At 51.7% G+C, this 19,944-nt stretch carries 17 protein-coding genes and 3 pseudogenes; 13 read left to right on the top strand and 7 right to left on the bottom strand.

What is annotated here, in order from left to right; genetic code table 11:
* Positions 1–267: 267 nt before the first annotated feature.
* The 3 genes and pseudogenes from panB to JZ00_RS27320 form a co-directional block, all read right to left on the bottom strand.
* Complete coding sequence (panB, locus tag JZ00_RS27325) at positions 268–1,101, bottom strand: 3-methyl-2-oxobutanoate hydroxymethyltransferase (protein ID WP_039594341.1); 834 nt, start codon at positions 1,099–1,101, stop codon at positions 268–270.
* Positions 1,102–1,115: 14 nt separating this feature from the next.
* A pseudogene (locus JZ00_RS31670) lies at positions 1,116–1,280 on the bottom strand (LysE family translocator); the annotation flags it as partial.
* Complete coding sequence (locus JZ00_RS27320) at positions 1,214–1,411, bottom strand: hypothetical protein (RefSeq protein WP_039594340.1); 198 nt, start codon at positions 1,409–1,411, stop codon at positions 1,214–1,216. The pseudogene JZ00_RS31670 and the gene JZ00_RS27320, both read right to left, overlap by 67 nt.
* 640 nt (positions 1,412–2,051) lie before the next feature.
* Between JZ00_RS27320 and JZ00_RS27315 the strand changes: the two genes are divergently transcribed.
* From JZ00_RS27315 to JZ00_RS27275, 10 genes are all read left to right on the top strand, one after another.
* Positions 2,052–3,143 (top strand): ABC transporter substrate-binding protein, encoded by a 1,092-nt coding sequence (locus JZ00_RS27315; RefSeq protein WP_039594339.1) that lies wholly within the window; start codon positions 2,052–2,054, stop codon positions 3,141–3,143.
* Positions 3,144–3,229: 86 nt separating this feature from the next.
* A complete protein-coding gene (locus JZ00_RS27310) occupies positions 3,230–4,123 on the top strand; it encodes a branched-chain amino acid ABC transporter permease (protein WP_039594338.1) in 894 nt (297 codons plus the stop codon).
* Positions 4,116–5,009, top strand: a complete 894-nt coding sequence (locus JZ00_RS27305; RefSeq protein WP_039594337.1) for a branched-chain amino acid ABC transporter permease — start codon at positions 4,116–4,118, stop codon at positions 5,007–5,009. The genes JZ00_RS27310 and JZ00_RS27305 overlap by 8 nt, the downstream gene beginning before the upstream one ends.
* Positions 5,002–5,760, top strand: a complete 759-nt coding sequence (locus JZ00_RS27300) for an ABC transporter ATP-binding protein (protein WP_039594336.1) — start codon at positions 5,002–5,004, stop codon at positions 5,758–5,760. Before JZ00_RS27305 ends, JZ00_RS27300 begins: the two co-directional genes overlap by 8 nt.
* Positions 5,753–6,475 carry an ABC transporter ATP-binding protein gene (locus JZ00_RS32125; protein ID WP_039594335.1) on the top strand — a complete coding sequence of 241 codons (723 nt, stop codon included), beginning with the start codon at positions 5,753–5,755 and terminating at the stop codon, positions 6,473–6,475. The genes JZ00_RS27300 and JZ00_RS32125 overlap by 8 nt, the downstream gene beginning before the upstream one ends.
* An 872-nt stretch (positions 6,476–7,347) precedes the next feature.
* Positions 7,348–8,640: an LLM class flavin-dependent oxidoreductase gene (locus tag JZ00_RS27290; protein ID WP_039594334.1), complete on the top strand. Its 1,293-nt coding sequence runs from the start codon at positions 7,348–7,350 to the stop codon at positions 8,638–8,640.
* A 40-nt stretch (positions 8,641–8,680) separates the two neighbouring features.
* Positions 8,681–9,097, top strand: coding sequence for a RidA family protein (locus tag JZ00_RS27285; protein WP_046510196.1), 417 nt, complete (start codon positions 8,681–8,683; stop codon positions 9,095–9,097).
* Positions 9,098–9,121: 24 nt separating this feature from the next.
* Positions 9,122–10,048, top strand: coding sequence for a DMT family transporter (locus tag JZ00_RS27280; protein WP_039594333.1), 927 nt, complete (start codon positions 9,122–9,124; stop codon positions 10,046–10,048).
* Positions 10,041–10,583 carry a flavin reductase family protein gene (locus JZ00_RS30570; protein WP_082112136.1) on the top strand — a complete coding sequence of 181 codons (543 nt, stop codon included), beginning with the start codon at positions 10,041–10,043 and terminating at the stop codon, positions 10,581–10,583. The genes JZ00_RS27280 and JZ00_RS30570 overlap by 8 nt, the downstream gene beginning before the upstream one ends.
* A 176-nt stretch (positions 10,584–10,759) precedes the next feature.
* Complete coding sequence (locus tag JZ00_RS27275; RefSeq protein WP_039594332.1) at positions 10,760–11,437, top strand: alkylmercury lyase family protein; 678 nt, start codon at positions 10,760–10,762, stop codon at positions 11,435–11,437.
* A gap of 810 nt (positions 11,438–12,247) precedes the next feature.
* On the opposite strand, the pseudogene JZ00_RS27265 reads toward JZ00_RS27275, so the two are convergent.
* The 4 genes and pseudogenes from JZ00_RS27265 to JZ00_RS27250 all read right to left on the bottom strand — a co-directional run.
* Positions 12,248–12,706 (bottom strand): annotated as a pseudogene (locus JZ00_RS27265) (IS5 family transposase); the annotation flags it as partial.
* Positions 12,707–12,778: 72 nt separating this feature from the next.
* Positions 12,779–14,284, bottom strand: coding sequence for a group II intron reverse transcriptase/maturase (gene ltrA / locus JZ00_RS27260; RefSeq protein ID WP_017246414.1), 1,506 nt, complete (start codon positions 14,282–14,284; stop codon positions 12,779–12,781).
* 604 nt (positions 14,285–14,888) lie between these two features.
* Positions 14,889–15,410: pseudogene (locus JZ00_RS27255) on the bottom strand (IS5 family transposase); the annotation flags it as partial.
* A gap of 40 nt (positions 15,411–15,450) precedes the next feature.
* Positions 15,451–15,651 carry an Lrp/AsnC family transcriptional regulator gene (locus tag JZ00_RS27250; protein WP_235433120.1) on the bottom strand — a complete coding sequence of 67 codons (201 nt, stop codon included), beginning with the start codon at positions 15,649–15,651 and terminating at the stop codon, positions 15,451–15,453.
* A gap of 202 nt (positions 15,652–15,853) precedes the next feature.
* On the opposite strand from JZ00_RS27250, the gene doeB reads away from it, so the two are divergent.
* The 3 genes from doeB to JZ00_RS27235 all read left to right on the top strand — a co-directional run.
* Positions 15,854–16,849: a N(2)-acetyl-L-2,4-diaminobutanoate deacetylase DoeB gene (gene doeB / locus JZ00_RS27245; protein WP_039594330.1), complete on the top strand. Its 996-nt coding sequence runs from the start codon at positions 15,854–15,856 to the stop codon at positions 16,847–16,849.
* A gap of 259 nt (positions 16,850–17,108) precedes the next feature.
* Positions 17,109–18,581 carry an NAD-dependent succinate-semialdehyde dehydrogenase gene (locus tag JZ00_RS27240; protein WP_039594329.1) on the top strand — a complete coding sequence of 491 codons (1,473 nt, stop codon included), beginning with the start codon at positions 17,109–17,111 and terminating at the stop codon, positions 18,579–18,581.
* A gap of 21 nt (positions 18,582–18,602) precedes the next feature.
* The coding region (locus tag JZ00_RS27235) for an aspartate aminotransferase family protein (protein WP_039594328.1) at positions 18,603–19,944 on the top strand (1,342 nt) is incomplete at its 3' end.

The following is a 19,944-nucleotide window of genomic DNA, read 5'->3' as shown; positions in this document are numbered from 1 at the left end:
ATGTGCCGGCTAACTCACGCAAGGTGAGTTGGCCGGACGCTTACCCTTAACAATTGTAAGCGTCCGGTGAACTCACCTTCCGAACTCCAGCTTTAAGGGCGATGGTGTCCGCGTATTTTTAAGCGGACGCGACCACCCTTGTCGCCAGGATTTCCATGCGCCAACGAAGCTCTTATCCGAAGGTGCGCTTGACCTCGAATGTGTCGCCCTCTTCAAGCCCTTCAATCGCCTTCTGGCGTATCGCGTAAATTGAATTCTCCTGCCGCGTCAAAAAGTGTGCTCAGATCCTGGGAATGATCCTGACTGGACATCCTCAGCAAAGGCTTGAGCAGCGTCATTCAAAACCTTTCGCATATCAGCGTATTGCTTGACGAATCGAGGCAACTGACCTTGCCGGAGACCTGCCATGTCCTGCCATACCAGTACTTGAGCGTCACAGCCGTTCCCCGCCCCAATTCCAACGGTGGGAATGCCAACTGCCTCGGTGATCCGGCTTGCAACCTGACCTGGCACCATCTCAATGAGCAGGCCAAACGCCCCTGCGCGCTCAAAAGCCATCCCTAAATCAATCAACCGTTGCGCGTCTAAGCCCTTGCCCTGGATACGGTAACCGCCCAGTTGATGCTCTGCCTGCGGGGTGAATCCGATGTGGGCCATCACTGGAATCCCTGCGGCCACCAGCTTCTCGACCTGGGGGAGCATCTCAATCCCGCCTTCGAGCTTAACGGCGTGCGCACCACCTTCTTTCATAAAGCGCACGGCTGTATGGAAGCATTGCTCAGGTGACCCCTGGTACGAACCAAAAGGCAGATCGGCAATGATCAATGCGCGCTTAGTCGCCCGCGAGACAGCGCTGACTAAGGGCAGCATTTCGTCAACAGTTACTGCCAGGGTCGAGTCATAGCCGAAGACGTTGTTACCGGCTGAATCACCGACCAGAAGCACAGGAATTCCTGCATCTTCAAATATGGCTGCGGTGTACATGTCATAAGCGGTCAACATGGCCCATTTTTGGCCCCGCGCCTTCATCTGTTGTAGATGAGGGATTCTTACCCTCCCACGATTTTGGCTAGCGTAGGGGGCGGTGGTCTGTTCAAGCATTGGTGTACCTTCTATTAAATGGTCAGACGTTCAGCCGCGAGGACGACAGCGATGACAATCATTGCGGCCCCTGAGATGCGGCTGACATTGAGCGCTGCACCAGGTCGAGAAGTCAGTACTGCGCGGGCGCCATATCCCACCGCCAGATAAACGACTCCGCAACTGAAAGCATGGATGAGGGGAGCATCATAGCAATACTGTCCTGAGGTTTGACGGCCTTGAGCAGGCGGGAACGTTGATCTTCTTCAATGATGATCTGACTCTCATCTATCCCGCTCACGAACTCTTTCAGGTCATGCTCCTCAACCACTGAAGCATGAAGTCCGTGGCCAGTCCTCTTGGTCTTACACCGCTAGAGAAGCGGCAATGGTGCCCAACGATAAGAGTGCTTCTCCTCAGTTCATTCACTGATCCTATAAAAGGCGCTATTTCAGTGTTGTCAGAATAGAGATTGAGTTCGGCCACATACATGGTGTGCTGCTCAGGGACGTACCTGGGATCATCGAAGGTGGTGCCGCTTTTCTCGTTTGCTGTCTCGGCATTGCGCAGCAATCGGGAGCTGCCATGGTTGCTGGCAACGCCAAATCCGAGCCTGTAACTGGGGCGGCTATCGAACAGGCCTTTGTAGAGGAGGGCCGCCTTCTGGTGACCGGGGCGGGCCTAGCCAAACGAATACCAGATTATCGCGCGCCCCAGCACGACCTGATGGCCCAGCCTTCCGTTTCAAAAAACGCGTAGAGGAGTGGCAAGAGCAAAGTGTATACACATCTGTGCGCACCATGTTGGAGCCATGTGTGCTCACTGTCTGTGCAGGCAGCGTGCTCTCTGGAAATAAACAGAGTTATTGGCTCAAAAAAAACTTATAAATCATAAGCATAGAGCGCCAGGAATTCTATGGCACACAGCTTGCTTTAACGATTCCAGTCTCATCCTGGAAAGAGATAAATAGTATGAACAAGCTGATTCCGATTACATTGATATCTTTTGCTTTGAGTGGCCCGGCTTTTGCCGAAGAGGTTGTGATGGGTGCGATATTGCCGATGTCCGGTTCGAGCGCGACCGGCGGTGAAGATGAGCGCCGAGGAGTGGATCTAGCAGTAGAGAAGATCAATGCAAACGGTGGGGTGCTTGGCAGTCCACTGAAAGTTATTGTAGAGGACTCTGGTGGACGCACTCCGACAGCAATTGACGCCGCCAAGAAGCTAATCGCCATCAATAAAACTCCAGTTATTATCGGGGAATTTGGATCGGGCGTTACTATTCCAGTGGCTGAATATGTACAGCAACAGGGAAAAGTGCATATCAATATCGCAGGCTCTAGCACACAAATGCGATCACTGGGTCGCGGGGTTTTTAGCGTATTAGGCTTGGATGATATCCTGGGAAGCTATGCAGCCGAGGATATCTATGCCTCAGGTAAACGAAAGATAGCGGTATTCGTACCAAACAATGCTTATGGTCAAGGTATTTCTGAAGTACTATCCACGAAATACAAAGCGCTTGGCGGCGAAGTTGTTGCAACCATACTCTATGCCGAGGGCCAAACTTCATACCGAAGAGAGTTGCAACAACTTGAGCAGAGTAAACCAGATCTTTACGTTTATTCAGCCTACGGAAAAGAGTCCTCCACAATAAATCGAGAGTCATTTGAGCTGGGATTAAGTGATACGCCATGGTATGGCATCTATCTGACAATGTGCACTGCCGACAGCGATCCAAATTTCACTGAGGGCCAAACAGGTGTAGATCTGAACTACACAGGGCCCAATGGAGCTGAGTACGAGAAAGCCTACAAAGAAAAATTCAAGATGGATTTCGCCTCAACTTATAACGGCTTTGCCTATGATGCTGTCATGATCGCGGCAGCAGCAATAAATGAAGCCAAATCAACGGATCCCGTTAAAGTCACCGAGGCGATGTTTAAAGTAGGCAATGGATTCAATGGTGCAACTGGTGACATTACATTCGACTCAAGCGGCCAACGCACGGTACAACCTTACTTAAGAATGCGTATGGTTAATGGAAAGCCAGTAGCAGACTAAAGCCTAACGTCACCAAGATTAAAATAACGGTATGGCGATATCTTCTACGATCGCCGTACTGAGTTTGTGCACGTGCGAGGTGCCTCGTGATCCAGTTCATAATTGATGTAATTCTACGGTCGTGTGATCTTATATTGATTGCCGTAGGAATGAGTGCAATCTACTCACTAATGAAGTTTCCAAACATTGCATTGACCCAATATGCTGTGGCGGGTGCGCTGCTTAGTATCGCCCTCCAGAAGTCCGGAGTGCCCATTTCAGCCAGCGTCGTGGTTGCCTGTGGCGCTACAATCATATTGGCGACATTCCTCAATGAGTACATATTCAACCCCATGTTGAAGATTAGCTCCTCGACAGCGATGATCGGTTCCTTGGCCGTCAGTATGTTACTCTCTGCAGTATTTTTAGTCATGGTAGGGCCTAACCCGGCGCGCTTTAATACTGCAGTTCTAAAGCCCCTGAAGTTATTCGGCGTTAGAGTTACCGAGCTGCAGCTCTATTCAGTGGGTATAACCGTTACAGCATTAATTATGTTTGCCTTGCTACTCTATAAAACCGATCTTGGACGTTGTGTCAGGGCCACGTCTACTAACGCATTACTTGCTGATGCTACTGGTATTGATACAAGAAAGTCGAAGAGCGTTGTCGTTGCCCTGAGTGCTCTACTAGCTTCGCTCGGTGGAATTACACTTGCCCTGAAAGGGGAGGTAAGCATGCAAACTGGGACAGAAATGTTATTGCCTGTTTTCTCAGCTGCTATCCTCGGCGGACTTGGAAACCCTCTGGGCGCAATTGTAGGAGCTCTCGTAATCGCGACAGCCGAAACATTGATCACAAATATAAACTTTGGGCCGTTGACCGGTCAGTCGTTGTACTTCCTTCCAGCAGCCTATGCCTCAGCTGCCTCTTTCTTGCTTCTTGTTGCCACGTTGCTCTGGCGCCCGCGTGGCATTTTCGTAAATGAGGTGAAACGTGTCTGAATTTATTGTGCATGTGTTAATAATCTCCTCCATATATGGAGTCCTAGCACTCAGCCTCAACCTCCAGGCCGGATTCGCCGGGCTGATGAACTTCGGGCAGGTGGCCTTTTTTGGCTGCGGTACTTATGCTGTTGCCTTAGCGGTAAAGTATGACTTAGGACTGATTGCCGGTTTCGGCATTGCCATCGGATCGGCCATCGCTATCGCATATGCATTCGCCAGTATTGGGAAAAATCTGCAGGCAGATTACTGGGGAATCGTAACATTGGCTCTTGCCGAAACAATCCGGATTGTGCTTACGAATGAGGAATGGCTCACTGGTGGAGCCCAAGGTATCAGCGGAATCCCCTCTCTGTATCCGCATGCTGATCAATCAGTGCAACAGATCCTGGTGGCGGTAACATGCTTGGCGCTACTTTTCATCAGCTACCTATCATTTAGATGGTTTACCACTGGGCGATATGGATTAGGCTTGAAGATCATGCGTGAAGAGCCTCAATTGGCACAATCCCTCGGATACAATACTTTGCGACTCAAGCGGCAGTGCATGGTGATCTCGGCACTGTTCGCAGCGGCAGCAGGTATTATCTACGCTAAATATACGTCTTTCGTCAGTCCTGACCAATTGCTGAGCGCCGATACTTTCATTATATGGGCAATGGTGATCATCGGAGGCCAAGGTAATCATCTTGGTGCGTTAGTTGGCGCGTTCTTACTTCAATTACTTTTTGCGCTGATACCTTTTGTCAAAGATGCCCTCGGTTTACCGACCGAATTTGTGGCGGCAATTAGATTGGCGGTTACTGGAATTGGACTAATCTGCTTTATTCTTTGGAAAAAGTCAGGGATCGTGCCAGAAAAAGTAGGAGGTGCTCGCCTTGCATAAAATACTTCTTGAACTACATGACGTACAAAAATCTTACGGCGAGAACCACGTTCTTCGCGGCGTAAACTTTTCAATAGCCCAGGGTGAGATTGTCGGGCTGTTAGGGCCCAACGGATGTGGTAAAAGCAGCCTGATCAACCTGATTTCCGGGTTTACCAGTGCTGATAGTGGAAAGGTGGGGTTTGACAACCGAGATATTTCAGCGGCGTCAGTTGAACACATTGTGCAACAAGGACTGCTCAGGACGTTTCAGTTACCGTCGATGCCCACGCGCATGACGGTCGAAGAAGTGTTAATGGGCGGAGCTCCGCCCAAAAACATAAGAGACATCATCCGTACCTCAGTAGAGGAGGTCAGGGAAGTGCATGAGCTACTTAAGAACTTAGGGCTCATGAATGTGCGAAATATTAGAGCAGCTTCCTTGTCTGGCGGTCAGAAGAAACTTTTATCAATCGCCCTGGCGCTTCGAAACAAGCCGAAGTTGATCTGCCTAGACGAGCCCACTGCTGGCGTACATCCAAACTTACGACACGACATGGTTCGACTGCTGCGCAGCGTAAATGCACACGGAGTATCCATGTTAATCATTGAGCACGACATGCACTTTATCCGTGAAATCTGCAATCGCTGCATCGTGCTTGATCGAGGCGAAGTCATTGCTGACTGCAAACCAAGCGAACTGACGTCTAACACTAAAGTCGTCGAAGCATATTTGGGAAAAGCAAGGGACAAGGGGGTGCCAGTTGATTAATGTTGAAAGCGTACGCGCAGGTTACGGCGATGGGCCCGATATTTTAAACGGTATAAGCCTTACTGCAAACCCAGCACGAATTGTGACCATTTTAGGGCCAAATGGCTGTGGAAAATCAACACTGTTGAAGTGTATCGCAGGTTTTGTTAGGCCGCGTAGCGGCATAGTTAGAATGTCTGGCGAAGACGTCACTCATATTCGAACATCAGAGAAAGTATGTAATCACCGTGTTGGCTTTGTTCCGCAAACAGACAATGTATTTTCGACCATGTCTGTGCGTGAAAACATCGCACTCGGAGGGCGTCTAATGAGAAAAATTGACTCCGAGCGTCGATTCGACGAGTTGATGGCACAGTATCCTAGCCTGGCCGCAAAATTGAATCGGAGAGCGTCTGCGCTATCTGGAGGAGAGCGCCAACTACTATCCTTGGCACGCGCTCTAATTTCAGAGCCTAGCATTCTATTACTGGATGAGCCATCGGCGGGGTTATCACCACGCATGATGCACGAGGTTTTCGAAGCTATTAGTATAATCCGAGATCGGGATGGCATATGCATACTAATGGTTGAGCAAAACGCGTTTGAGGCACTACATGTATCCGATACAGCGTACATTCTTTCACTAGGAACGGTCGCCATGCACGGGAAGGCGGCTGATCTGTTGGCAGATCCTGACATGCGTTCGCTGTACCTTGGGGGCGAAGCAACTCATTGAGGGCATAGATTACGCACCATCGCTTTACCCTATGAAAGTCTGAGCTTGTGATGAGTTATTGTATCTCAGCGATTAGGCTAAACGTGGTGGTGCTACTTCAGGGTTACAAAATAGTAAATTACTGTACGCTGCAGGCGTCAATACTATACCCGCTGAAGGTGTTTTACAGCCAAATCTTTTCGAGATTGGTACTGCAGCGATACCTGTCAATTCATTCTTTGAGCACGGCAAATCCCAGACGTCCCAGTTATCACTCTTCTGCTCTTGAGAGCGACCCTGGAAAGTTCATATGGGTTTTATTCTTCTATTCCGTATTTTCTATCGTTCAAGTCTGCTGGCAACAGCACGGCAGTACTTTTAGTCTGTTTTAAGTAAACCACTCATGCCTTAATCATCTATCCCTCAATACTGTTGACTACTGGAAAACAGAAAGAGCGCCACTGCCCACCTCGATTACCCTCAACAACCCTAGCCTCCAAATTGTATTTCACCATGTACATTCGCCCAATGATTATTAGCCATCTGCTTAAACCGGCTAGGTACGCAGTTGAGCACCACGCATCGAGATCCCCTAACCAGTCCCAGTTTCTATACTTCCAACCGGTTTTCACCGCTGTGCCGATACACAACTGATCAGGGCAATGGACGAAAAAGCTAATGCATGAACTGATCCTTGATACATGTGTATACACATGTGAATGCACTGATATGGAACGGTGTGTGCTCAGATGGTGCGCGCGTACATCTCGCTGTTCCAAGGGTAAGGGAAAGGCAAAAAAAATATACATATAAATCGTATACATACAGTAATAATTCATCTTGGCACGCTCAGTGCTAGACTTGGCTCGTAACGTCTACACTGAGGATATAAAATGTCTAAACAAATGCACTTAGTGGCCTATCTGATGACGGGCCCTACCTCGCACCACCATGGTATGTGGCGTCATCCTGAAACCGAGAATCGTTTTTTGGAGTTGTCCTGGTGGGAGTCCCTGGCGCAAACCTTGGAACAAGGTAAGTTCGATGCCTTCTTTTTTGCAGACTCGGTATCCTTCCTTCATCCGACGTTAATGGCTCGCGGGGGGCAAATCTCGTTGCTAGACCCTGTTCCTGTCGCTTCGGCGATGGCTCGGGCCACCAAGCACATTGGAGTTGGCGTTACTTTCTCCACCAGCTTCGTTCCCCCTTATGGTATCGCCCGCCAGCTCGGGACGCTCAATTTGTTGAGTGGGGGGAGGGTAGCCTGGAACGTAGTAACTTCCGTTAGTGACCGTGAAGCAAAAGTATTTGGTATCGATAAGCTTCCTCCTCGGAACGAGCGCTATGATCGGGCCGAAGAAGTACTGAATACATGTATTAATCTCTGGGACAGCTGGAGTCCGGATGCTCTTGTTGTAGACAAGACTTCTGGTGAGTTTATCGACAAAACAAAAGTCCGTCGCACCGTGATGAGCGGTAAATATGTAGGCACAGATGGAGTATTTTCAGTGCCGCCTAGCGATCAAGGACGTCCTGTCATCATGCAAGCTGGCTCTTCTCCTCGGGGGCGTGACTTCGCAGCACAGTATGCGGAAGTGATTTTCACGCTTCAGCACTCGCTTCCAGATATGCAAGAGTTCTACAAAGACATTAAGGAGCGTATGGCCAAGTTTGGTCGATCTCCTGACGAGTGTGCAATTCTAACATCTGTTGACCCAATCATCGGGGAAACGGAAGCCATTGCGAGAGAGAAGCAACAATATATCAATAGCCTGGTAGATGCTGAAGTTGCAATTGCGTTAGCTTCGGGTCACGTAGGTGTCGATCTCAATGAGTTTGACCTAGATGCGCCGGTCAACGACATTGTTGTTGAGGAAGGATCCCGTGGCTCTCTAGAGGTAATTCTACAAGGCGCACGATCAGAAAATCTGAGCCTGCGTGATGCAGCGCGGCGCTTCGCCACCAGTGAGTCTTGCCCTCAAGTTGTCGGCACTCCCGAAAGCGTTGCTGATCAACTGCAAGCCTATTTCGAAGGTAAAGGCTGCGACGGTTTTATCTTAACCCCGACCACTATGCCAGGCTCTTTTGAAGACTTCACTCGGGCAGTAGTCCCTATTCTGCAGGAACGAGGAGTTTTCCGTAAGGAGTACCCAGGCACCACGCTTAGGGAAACCTTGCGTGCGTGAGAATGAATAACCCGACAACCTTACGGAACTAAGAACAGTTATGAAAATCTTCAACAACGTACCGGCGTTGAACAAAGTTGCTAACGGGCTGAGCATCAAAAACTCTCTGGCCATCGATACAGGTGAGCTTGTTTACTTCAGCGGTTGGGCTGGTGTAGATCTTGAAAGTGGCGTTTTGCTCGAAGGGGGGGACATTGAGGAGCATGCTAAAAGTGCCTTGGATGCATATGAGCTAATTCTTGAAGAAGCGGGTTTGTCTCTGGATAACGTCGTAAAAGTCAACTGTTTCCTTGCGGATCCAGTTAATGACTTTCCAGCGTGGAACGAAGTCTTCAAGGCGCGTTTCAATCAACCCTACCCTTGCCGGACAACCGTCGGCGCACCGCTGGTGGCGGGGCGTATTGAGATTGAAATTGTCGCTTCGAAATCCTCCCGCCTACGGGCGAACGCGGTTTAACTACGCAAAGTTCAAGGCATAGGCATGAACAATTTTCGCCGAAAGACAGATTACTTTCATCTCTTTATGATCTATGTAATTTGGGCAACCAGTTATTTAGTCATGAAAGCCGGCATTGAAGGGGCCGGGGCTTTCGGCATTTTTCAACTGCAATCCTTGAGGCTTTTGTTGGGTGGGGGGATTTTGTTATTTGTGGCCCTCCTCAGTAAGTGCTTAAAGCCAGTAAGTCCAGGCGACCTATTTATATGTGCGGTAGCAGGTGCACTGTTCTGGGTGTTTGGGAATGGAGGGGCATTCATTGCAGTAGCGGAGTATCCGTCCAGCTTCGTTGTTATGGCCATGGGGACAATACCGCTTTGGTCTGCTGCGTACGAGTTCATATTTAGAAAGTCTGATTCGACAAGCGGGATAAGCCTGCTTCTTGGCTTTATAGGTTTAGGGCTTATTCTATATCCGGCGTTCTCTGCCGACACCCATGGCTTACATGCCTCGCTGTCGGCCACCTTGGCATTATTCTATGCCCCGATTGCTTGGGTTGTTGCAACTCAATTGCAGAATAGACTGATGCTTACCCTGAATGCTGTTTACGCCACAGGTCTGCAGTTGGTATTTGGGGGAGGGTGGGCATTGTTATACTCATGGTTTGCAAAGGAAACCTGGCCCTCAGCACCATCAACCAACACTTTGCTGTCGTTGCTGTACCTTGGTACCGTGATCTCAGCTGCGACTTTCTTTTCATATGTTAGAGCAACAGCGATTTTCTCGAAATCGATAGTCTCCTGCTTTGCATACATAAACCCGGTGGTCGGTATTTTTCTTGGCTGGCTATTTATGGATGAACAACCGCCCGCGATCGCAATTTTCGGCATGGTCGTTGTGTTGTCGAGTGTCGCCTTTACACTGGTAAAAAACTCCACTCAGCGTTCTCTCGGAGATCAAAAAAATGCTTGATTCAAATATCCAGCTTCCAGCAGAAGCATCATGTGGTAACTCAAATATCATTGACGCATTCAAAGGTGGTATGGGACGGCTCGCTGCCGGAGTCTCACTGATTACAACGGCCTCGCGAGGAGTTGATCATGGGTTCATTGCAACAGCTGTTACTTCGGTCTGCGCCGAGCCTCCAACGTTATTGGTATGCGCGAACACCTCAACCTCAGCGCACGACCCTATCTATGAGTCAGAAATTCTTTGCGTCAATGTGCTCTCTACTTCTCACAAAGAGATCGCTGGGCATTTTAGCAGCTCAAAATCACGCGACCTCAGATTTAAGCGCGGAACATGGTCTGTCGGCAGTACCGGGGCTCCCGTTCTAGGTGACGCATTGGCTGCATTCAATTGTAAAGTTGTCAAAAAGATACCGCATGGCACTCACACGATTTTCATCGCCGAGGTATGCAGCGTGAATATAGCCGTGACTGAGGTTGATCCACTTCTTTATGTCGATAAGTCGTATCGAAACCTGGTCGCGCTGAGTTCGATCTAGGTGTAGTCACCCAACAGGCATCGGTGCGCGAGTACTGCGTTCTCCCCTTCAATGAAGCGGTGCACCTCTGCACATAGGCCTCCAGAGGCTATCAACGCCTAGATTAGCTACAATCAATCCTGGGGCGCAGCTCAAGGTTCGACATTTGTACTCCTGTTACAGAAAGGAAAATCATCATGAACGACGCCAATCTACACGAAGCCATTATCTCCAGTTTTCTTCAGCATCAGCGTCCCCCGAAAGTTCTGGAACTCGCCAAACGCTTTAATTGTAAAGAAGAAGAAGCGCGGATCGCTCTACGTACTCTCGCCGACAACCATGGTGTGGTACTCCACCCAAACTCCGATGAAATTTGGATTGCCCACCCTTTCTCGGCTGCACCCACTACATGCGTCGTGACTTCAGGTGATCGCAAATGGTGGGGGAACTGCGCTTGGTGCTCATTAGGGGTAGTTCACCTCGCAGGTGGCTCGGCCATCATTGAGACCAGGTTGGGTGCAATTGATGATCAGGTAACAATAGAGATTGAGAACGGTGAACTGCTGGATACCGATTACGTTGTCCATTTCCCAATCCCAATGAAACAAGCTTGGGATAATGTCATCTACACCTGCTCTGTTCAGTTATTGTTCCGTGACGAAGACCAAGTGGATGAGTGGTGCTCCATTAGAGGGATTCAGAAAGGCGACGTTCGCCCAATCAAACAAGTTTGGGACTTTGCGGCAGAATGGTACGCCCGCCATGCCGACGCAGACTGGACTAAGTGGACTGTTCACCAGGCGATTGAAATATTTGCTCGCCATCATTTGACAGGCCCCATTTGGAAGCTTAGTGAAGAGGCAACACGCTTCTAAATTTAAACCTAGGGGCGTGAATATGTAGGGCGCTCTGCAAAGGGTGCAGGTGACATGCCATGCACTTGGCTAAATTAAACTTGAGTGACAGTGGCTGCGCATCATGTGGTCGTACTGATAGCAGGGCATCACCAAGTCGAGAGCGTCCTTCGCCAAGCCTAAGTTCCCCACATAGCGCCACATCCTTTCGCTCATACGGCCAAGTGAATGTAAACTAAAGTAGTGCTGCCCACCGCTCACCATGCATGCCAATTGTTTGAGTATCAACTTGCCAGCGAGAAGATTGGGCCACAATTTGCGGCGCTCATTGTGGTAGCCAATCCAGTCTGCCGCCAGCTAAGTGAACCTTTCGTTTGCCAACCAGCGTTCGCGAATGCGAAGGGCTGCTCTGTATTGATTTCTCTCCAGTAGTACGGTGAACGCCGAACGATATCAACGATGAACTTGCATCCTTAGAGTTGCTGCACGGGTTAAAGCTCAGGAAGGCTGATAGTACACATTATTTAAATATTCTGTATACAGAAGGTCTGGATAGGCCTGTTGCAACTTGATGCAGGCAGCCAGTAGACTCGAACCTTAGCTGGCATAGTCCTTCTGTACGCTGTTTTGAAGGCTGCGTTTCGTTTCGGATTAGGTGAGGTCAGCCTCAGAGCATCCAATTTAGGGATGGTCTGAAATAGCCCTGTATTTCTGACTGACTTCAGCCTACGCTGATTTTGAAAGCGGTAAACCGATCAAAAAACGATCAAATCGCCCGCTCATTTCGGTGTTTCTGGCCCCAGCGAGCACCTCGCCGCGCCATTTTCTGCATTACAAGCGCACCTCTCCTGCATTCGTCAGTAAATGTCGGCGTGCCATCCATAGGTTCGACAGGGCGAACAGCGTCACCAGTTGCGCGGTGTTCTTCACCAGCCCCCGGAAACGCACCTTGGTGTAGCCAAACTGCCGCTTGATCACGCGAAATGGATGCTCGACCTTGGCGCGTACCTGGGCCTTGGCCTTCTCGATCTTGCGCTTGGCCTTGTACAGCGCGCTGCGCTTATCGAGTTTCTTGTAGGTGCTGCGGCGTGCCGCCACCTGCCAGATAACCTTACGATCGACATGCTCTGGACGTTTCTCAACGCCGGTGTAGCCCGCGTCCGTACAAACCACGTTCTCGTCGCCATGCAGCAACTTGTCGACCTGAGTAACGTCCGCAACGTTGGCCGCCGTACCCACCACGCTGTGCACCAGGCCCGACTCGTCATCCACGCCGATGTGCGCCTTCAGTCGGGTAAAGCAGGAGTGTTACCACTCCTGCCTCCCCTAAGAACCGTACTTGAGAGTCACCCCTCATACGGCTCAAGCCTTCCAGCAGCCTGAGTGAGACTGGGTAACCTGACGATGCGCTCTTCGGCGCTCAAGGTAAAACGTCCATGCCGGATCGAACGGGTTCGCTGCACTGCATATTTTGATATGCCGCACGATCGAAACACTGGCGGCGGCATACAGCCAAGCGGGTTGACTCATGCCGCGCGCTTTCTCCTGGGTGGCGAAAACCCAGTGCCGTTGACCCACGACACGAAAGTAGCGTTGTTTTACCCAATGGGCACTTTTCATGGCGTGCCGGCGAACTGCCCAGCGCCATAACACTTGCCAAATCTGATGGTCGATCCATGCGAAACGCTTGGCGGCGACAACATGGCGATGATACATGGCCCATCCTCGGATCACCGGGTTCAGGGTCAAGATCAAGTTAGCTTGAGTCGCCGTCTTGTTTGCGTTCGCGATTTCCCGCACCTTATCCAGCAATGCCTTCACACTCTTGCGAGCCGGAGTGATGAGTAGCTTGCCGGCGTACTTGCGTACGTTCTGGCCCAGAAAATCGAAGCCTTGCGAGATATGCGTTATCTGAGTCTTTTCATCAGAGAGTTCCAAGCCTCGCTCTTTCAGGAACGCCTCAATTGCAGGACGAACCTGATGTTGCAAAACAGCTTTCGTGGCCCCTGTGATGATGAAGTCATCGGCATATCGTACGACGTGTATCTTGAATGGCTTACGCTTGCGCGCTGTCGAAGCCACGCTTGCATAGACGACATCTTCCAGGCCATCCAGCGTCCAATTCGCAAGTACCGGAGAGATGATCCCCCCTTGCGGGGTTCCTGCCTCCGTTGCGAACAAGGCTCCCTGATCGACATACCCCGCTCGAAGCCATTTGCGCAGAACCACCTTATCCATGGGTACGTTGGTGAGCAGCCAATCGTGACTGATATTGTCGAAGCAGCCTCGAATGTCACCTTCAAGCACCCAATGCGCCGAACCACGTTTCGCTAGTGCATTGAAGCAGTGTGCGATTGCATCGGCAGTGGATCGCTGCGGCCGAAATCCATAGGAGTTGGGATCTGCACGCGTTTCGGCAACCGGCTCAAGTGCCAGTTTCCACAGCGCCTGCATCGCACGATCCCGCATCGTTGGAATCCCCAGCGGACGCTTCTTGCCATTGCTTTTGGGTATGTAGATGCGTCTCAGCGGTTGAGGCCGATAGCCCCGATGCTGTAACGCTTGTGCTCCCGTCGATTTTGCCACCGGAGTCGACCAGATCTTGCCATCAACGCCCGGTGTTCTCTTGCCTCTGTTTTCCGTCACTCGCTTCACGGCCAACATTTTGCCGCTGAACGAGCGAGTCAGCAGTCGCTGCAAGGCTTGCACCTTGCCCCACCTGCCTTCTCGTGTTGCCTTGGCGATACGGACCTGGAGTCGTTTCACTTGCGACTCGATCTGGTTCCAGTGTTGGGGCCAGGCCGATATGAAGTTCGAAGGCGCACCAGTGCTCGCCGTTGCTTGCGCATTGGGTGCGAGCACTGCCATCTGCTTTCCTCCGTGCAACGATTGATCAGGTTTTCTCGCCATGGAAGACCGTGTGGAAGTCTGCTCGCTTTCGCGCCAGATGATGTTTCAATCTGTATTCACCCCATTACAGGGTGACCTTCGCTTTTTCCACATTCCTTTACCCGCAGCATCAACAGCTTGCTTTACAGCTCACCTGCCGAAGTCGGCAACGCTACGGGCTTACCCTGTTCCGCATGGATTTCCGAACGGGTCGGGCTCCTCGATTTCGCCGGCGGCACCACATCCACGAGGGGCTATCGGTAAGAGCCCCTGCCTGGCCGCGCACCTTTTGGTACAAGCCTGTCAGCATCTTTGGCTTGGCTACTATGACGACGTTTATATGAGGTTCACTTGTGTTAGCCGTACCTGTTCATCCCTAGCGCCTCTCCGCCTTGATGCTGGCAGATTCAGTCTGGCCTCGCGGTTCGACCTACCGAAATATCGGCGGTTACATTGTCCCCAGAGCTTCAGACCCGGCTGTTACCGGCCACGCCTGTCTGGGTAGGGAACGAGTGGTGGAACAGTCGGTTCCGTCGGGCGTTAACCTGCGGAACAGAAACCCATGCGACTTTCAGGTCGCACTGCCGAAGTAGAACTGTTGGCCTTTCTTGGTCTGGTGCATTTCCGGGTCGCGCTTGCCGTCCTTGTTCTTGGTCGAACTCGGCGCATGGATCAGTGTGGCATCGACGATGGTGCCCTGGCGCAGCGACAGACCACGATCACCCAGGTAACCGTTGATCACACCGAAGATGCCGGCCGCCAGCTCATGTTTTTCCAGCAGGCGACGGAAGTTGAGGATGGTGGTTTCATCAGGAATGCGTTCCAGGCTCAACCCGGCGAACTGGCGCAGGATGGTGGTCTCGTACAGCGCTTCCTCCATCGCCGGATCGCTGTAGCCAAACCAATTCTGCATCAGATGTATGCGCAGCATCGCCATCAACGGATACGCCGGACGACCGCCTTCACCCTTCGGGTAGTGCGGCTCGATCAGGGCAATCAACCCCTTCCACGGCACCACCTGATCCATCTCGATCAGGAACAGCTCTTTGCGGGTCTGCTTGCGCTTGCCGGCGTACTCGGCGTCGGCGAAGGTCATTTGCTTCATCGGAAAACTCGGCGGGTGGAGTCCGGGTATTTTGCCAAAATCAGGAAGTCTTTTTCAGGATTTCCTTAGGGTTGATGATGGAGACGTCGCTCTCGATGACCCCTTCACTGCGCAGGCGCTTAAGCCTGCGCTGGCAGGCCGTGGAAGATAAACCGACCAAATCACCAAGCTCTTCAGAGGTGAGCCTATTGTTGACTTGCAAGGCACTTAAAATTCGTAAGTCAATCCTATCAAGCTCCATGAGTTTCTCACCCCTACTAATACTTGATGAAAATGTGTCAGTTGCGTTAGCTGAGTGTACATCAGATACGTCAGCCAACAAAGCTAAATGCCAATGCTAGTAGTGCACCACCCCTACGCACTGGTTACACCTGTTGGGTCGAGTCATAGCCGCTGCGCTGAGCCTTAGCCTACTTGAACGACAAACAAATAAGGAATATGCAATGAAACCTAGTCCCATCAAGCCAACTATCGATTTCGACCAACAAGGGGTGTCGCACGGGTTCTTGAAGCTGCCTTACTCACGTGATGACTCTGCGTGGGGTGCGATCATGATTCCTATCACCGTCATGAAAAACGGGATCGGCCCGACTGTGCTCCTCACTGGCGGCAATCATGGCGACGAGTATGAAGGCCCGATTGCACTCACCAAGCTGGCCAATCAACTGGACATCGAAACAGTCAGAGGGCGAATCATTATTTTGCCCTTCATGAACTATCCTGCTTTTAAAAACGCCTCCAGAACCTCTCCGATTGATCGCGGGAATCTGAATCGTACCTTCCCAGGTAAGGCTGACGGGACAGTTACGGAAAAAATTGCTGATTATATCCAGCGACACTTGTTGCCATTGGCGGATTACGTCCTTGATATCCACTCTGGCGGCAAGACTCTGGACTTCATTCCATTTGCCGCTGTTCATATTCTGCCGGACAAGCTGCAACAGCAGAAAGGCGAACGGGCAATGGATGCTTTCGCGGCTCCCTACAGCATGAAAATGCTGGAAATCGATAGCGTGGGCATGTTTGATACGGCTGTCGAAGAAGCCGGTAAAATCTTTGTGACTACCGAGCTTGGTGGTGGGGGTACAGCCAGCTCCACCACTATTAAAATTGCAGAGCGCGGGGTACGAAATTTCCTGGTTCATGCAGGGGCGGTCATGGGTGATCTTGATATTGCACAGGACAGCATCTTCTTGGATATGCCTGACGACAATTGCTTCATTGCAAGCGAGCATGCCGGGCTCATTGAATACTGCTTCAATCTGGGCGATCAGGTCTCCAAAGGCGATGTGATTGCTCGAGTGTACGACGTCACAAGAACAGGTGTGGCACCTACCGAATACAAGGCCCAACGTGACGGCCTTCTTGCCTGCCGTCACTTCCCGGGGCTTGTGCAGTGCGGTGACACAATCGCAGTTCTGGCTGAGAAAACCTCTTAAACATCTGCCCCTTCAACAAGGCTGCCAAGTGCAGCCTTTTTTGTTTTTCTACACCTAATTGGTTTTGTTCCAATCATTTCTTATGCACCTACAGACCTGAAATCGCATCTCTGATAAATGACGCAGGAAAGCTGCGCAACTGTGAAAAAATCACAGTATTACTGCGCACACGGGCTGGATTACTCATATTTCCAGCGTCAAGCCAGACATAGAATGATCCTCATCGAACATCAGCTTTATCTCTTCGAGGCATATAAAAATGAAAGATCTTGCGCCCTCCGCCCTCAATAAGCTTCGTCGAAATGACCTGCTTGAAACTCGGGCTTACATTGATGGGCGCTGGGTTACTGGCGAGGGCTCGCTCGACGTCACTGATCCAGCTAATGACCAGGTGATCGCGCAGGTAGCCCATTGCGACGAGTCCTGGGTAGATCTGGCCGTCGAAGCCGCTTCGCGTGCCTTCGATGGTTGGCGGAACACCTTGCCGACACAGCGTGGTGCAGTCCTTCGTAAATGGGCAGCACTGATGCGTGAGAACCAAGAAGATTTGGCGGTCATCATGACCTGCGAGCAAGGTAAGCCGCTCAGCGAATCACGCGGAGAGATCAATTACGGCGCGAACTTTGTCGAGTGGTTTGCGGCAGAAGGTGAGCGTTGCTACGGCGAGACAATTCCAAGTCATCTCCCGAACAGCCAGTTGGTCACTAAGCTGCAGCCGATTGGTGTAACCGTGGCCATCACGCCCTGGAACTTCCCCAGCGCCATGATCACCCGCAAGGCTGCTGCTGCACTGGCGGCTGGATGCCCGATGATCGTCAAGCCGGCGCCTGAAACTCCGCTGTCTGCCCTGGCTCTCGCCCGGTTGGCTGAAGAAGCTGGTATTCCTGGTGGTGTGTTCCAGGTGCTGACCGGGGATGCACCGAAGATATCGGCTCGTCTCTTGGCCGCCTCCGCAGTCCGTGCGTTCAGTTTCACCGGTTCCACAGAGGTTGGTCGGATTCTGCTGCGTCAGTCTGCGGATACGGTCAAGAAAGTATCCCTTGAACTGGGTGGCCATGCTCCGTTCATTGTCTTCGATGATGCCTCGATTGCTGAGGCTGTCGAAGGCTGCATTGGCGCCAAGTTCGCAACCTCAGGTCAAGATTGCCTGGGCGCGAATCGCATCTATGTGCATCGCAACATCTACGGTCAATTCGTAGAGGAATTCACCAAGGCCACCGAGAAGTTACGCGTTGGCCATGGCCTTGAAGAGGGCGTCGATATCGGCCCAATGACTAGGGTAACGGTTGCCAACAAGTGCCGAGAGCAGATTTCGAATGCTCTCTCGCTGGGTGCAAAACTCACCTGCGGCGGTATCGACAATCACTTGGGTAGCAGCTTCGTCCTTCCGACTGTTCTGGCTGACGTCACGGACAAAATGGACATCGCTTTCGAAGAGACCTTCGGCCCCGTGGCGGCAATCCTGCCCTTCGATTCCGAAGATGAAGTAGTGACCAGGGCCAACAACACCGAGTTCGGCCTCGCTGCCTACGTGTACACCAACGACCTTCGTCGTGCCTGCCGAGTATCTGACCGACTCGAGTACGGCATGGTCGCACTCAACACTCCGAAGTTCACCGGCGCACCAATCCCGTTTGGCGGCTGGAAGCAATCGGGCTTGGGCCGTGAAGGCTCGAAGCACGGTTTGGCTGAGTACATGGAACTGAAATACGTCTGCATCGGCGGCCTGTAAAAATCACAAGAGGATTGAAAAATGGATAAGCAAAAGCAAGATTTGATCTCCCAACAAGATCGCGGTGCAGTGCTCCACCCGTTCACCCAGCTGAAAGACTTTGCCTCTGGCAAGGCAGGTGATCCAACAATCATCGAAACCGCGAAAGGGATCACTATCACTGACGCGACTGGGCGTGAGTACATCGATGGCTTCGCTGGCCTGTACTGCATGAACGTCGGCTATGGCCGTACCGAAGTCGCCGAGGCGATCTCCAAGCAAGCCCACAAGCTGGCGTACTACCACACCTATGCTGCGCACACCACGGAAGAGCTCGCTCGCCTGTCTGACCGCCTGGTGAAGATGGCTCCGGGCAAAATGAGCAAGGTCTTCTACGGCATGTCCGGTTCGGATGCCAACGAGACCCAAGCCAAACTGGTCTGGTACTACAACAACCTGCGCGGTAAGCCGAACAAGAAGAAGATCATTGCTCGTGAGCGCGGCTACCACGGTTGCTCCGTAGTTTCTGGTTCCATGACCGGCATGTCGTTCTACCATGACCACATGGATCTGCCGATTGCAGGCATCCTGCGTACTGGTGCTCCTCACTACTACTGGGGCGCCGAGCCAGGTGAGACTGAGCTGGAATTCTCTGCCCGCCGTGCACGTGAACTCGAAGAGCTCATCCTGCGTGAAGGCCCAGACACCATCGGCGCATTCATTGCTGAGCCTGTGCTCGGAACCGGTGGTATTACCCCTCCGCCAGAAGGCTACTGGGCTGCTGTTCAGCCTGTATTGAAAAAGTACGACATCCTGCTGATCGCTGACGAAGTGATCACCGGCTTTGGCCGTACTGGTGCCATGTTCGGCTGCGACAAGTACGGTATCGAGCCTGATCTGATCACCGTAGCTAAAGGCCTGACTTCTGCCTACGCACCGCTGTCGGCTTCGATTGTTGGTGAGAAGGTGTACAAGGTGATGGAGGAAGGCGCTGATCGCGTTGGTGCCTTCTCCCACGGCTACACCTACTCGGGCCACCCTATCGGTGTCGCGGCAGCAAACGCTGTGCTCGACATCGTCGAGGGTGAGAACATTCCAGCGCACGTCGACAAGGTTGGTCAGTATTTCCAAAAGTCGATGCAGGAGACCTTCTCCTCGCTGCCAATCGTCGGCGAAGTGCGTGGTGTGGGCATGATGGCCGCCATTGAGTTCGTAGCGGATCCGGCCACCAAGAAGCGTTTTGACCCAGCCCTCAAGGTTGGTGCACGGATCTCGAAAGCAGCCCGTGATCGCAACTTGATCGCTCGTGCTATGCCTCACGGTGAAATCCTGGGCTTTGCTCCTCCTCTGGTCACGACCGAACAGGAAGTGGATCGCATCATCG

It is taken from the genome of Pseudomonas frederiksbergensis, assembly GCF_000802155.2.
In the GTDB taxonomy this organism is placed as follows: Bacteria; Pseudomonadota; Gammaproteobacteria; order Pseudomonadales; family Pseudomonadaceae; genus Aquipseudomonas; species Aquipseudomonas frederiksbergensis_A.
This window is presented reverse-complemented; position numbering and strand designations above follow the sequence as displayed.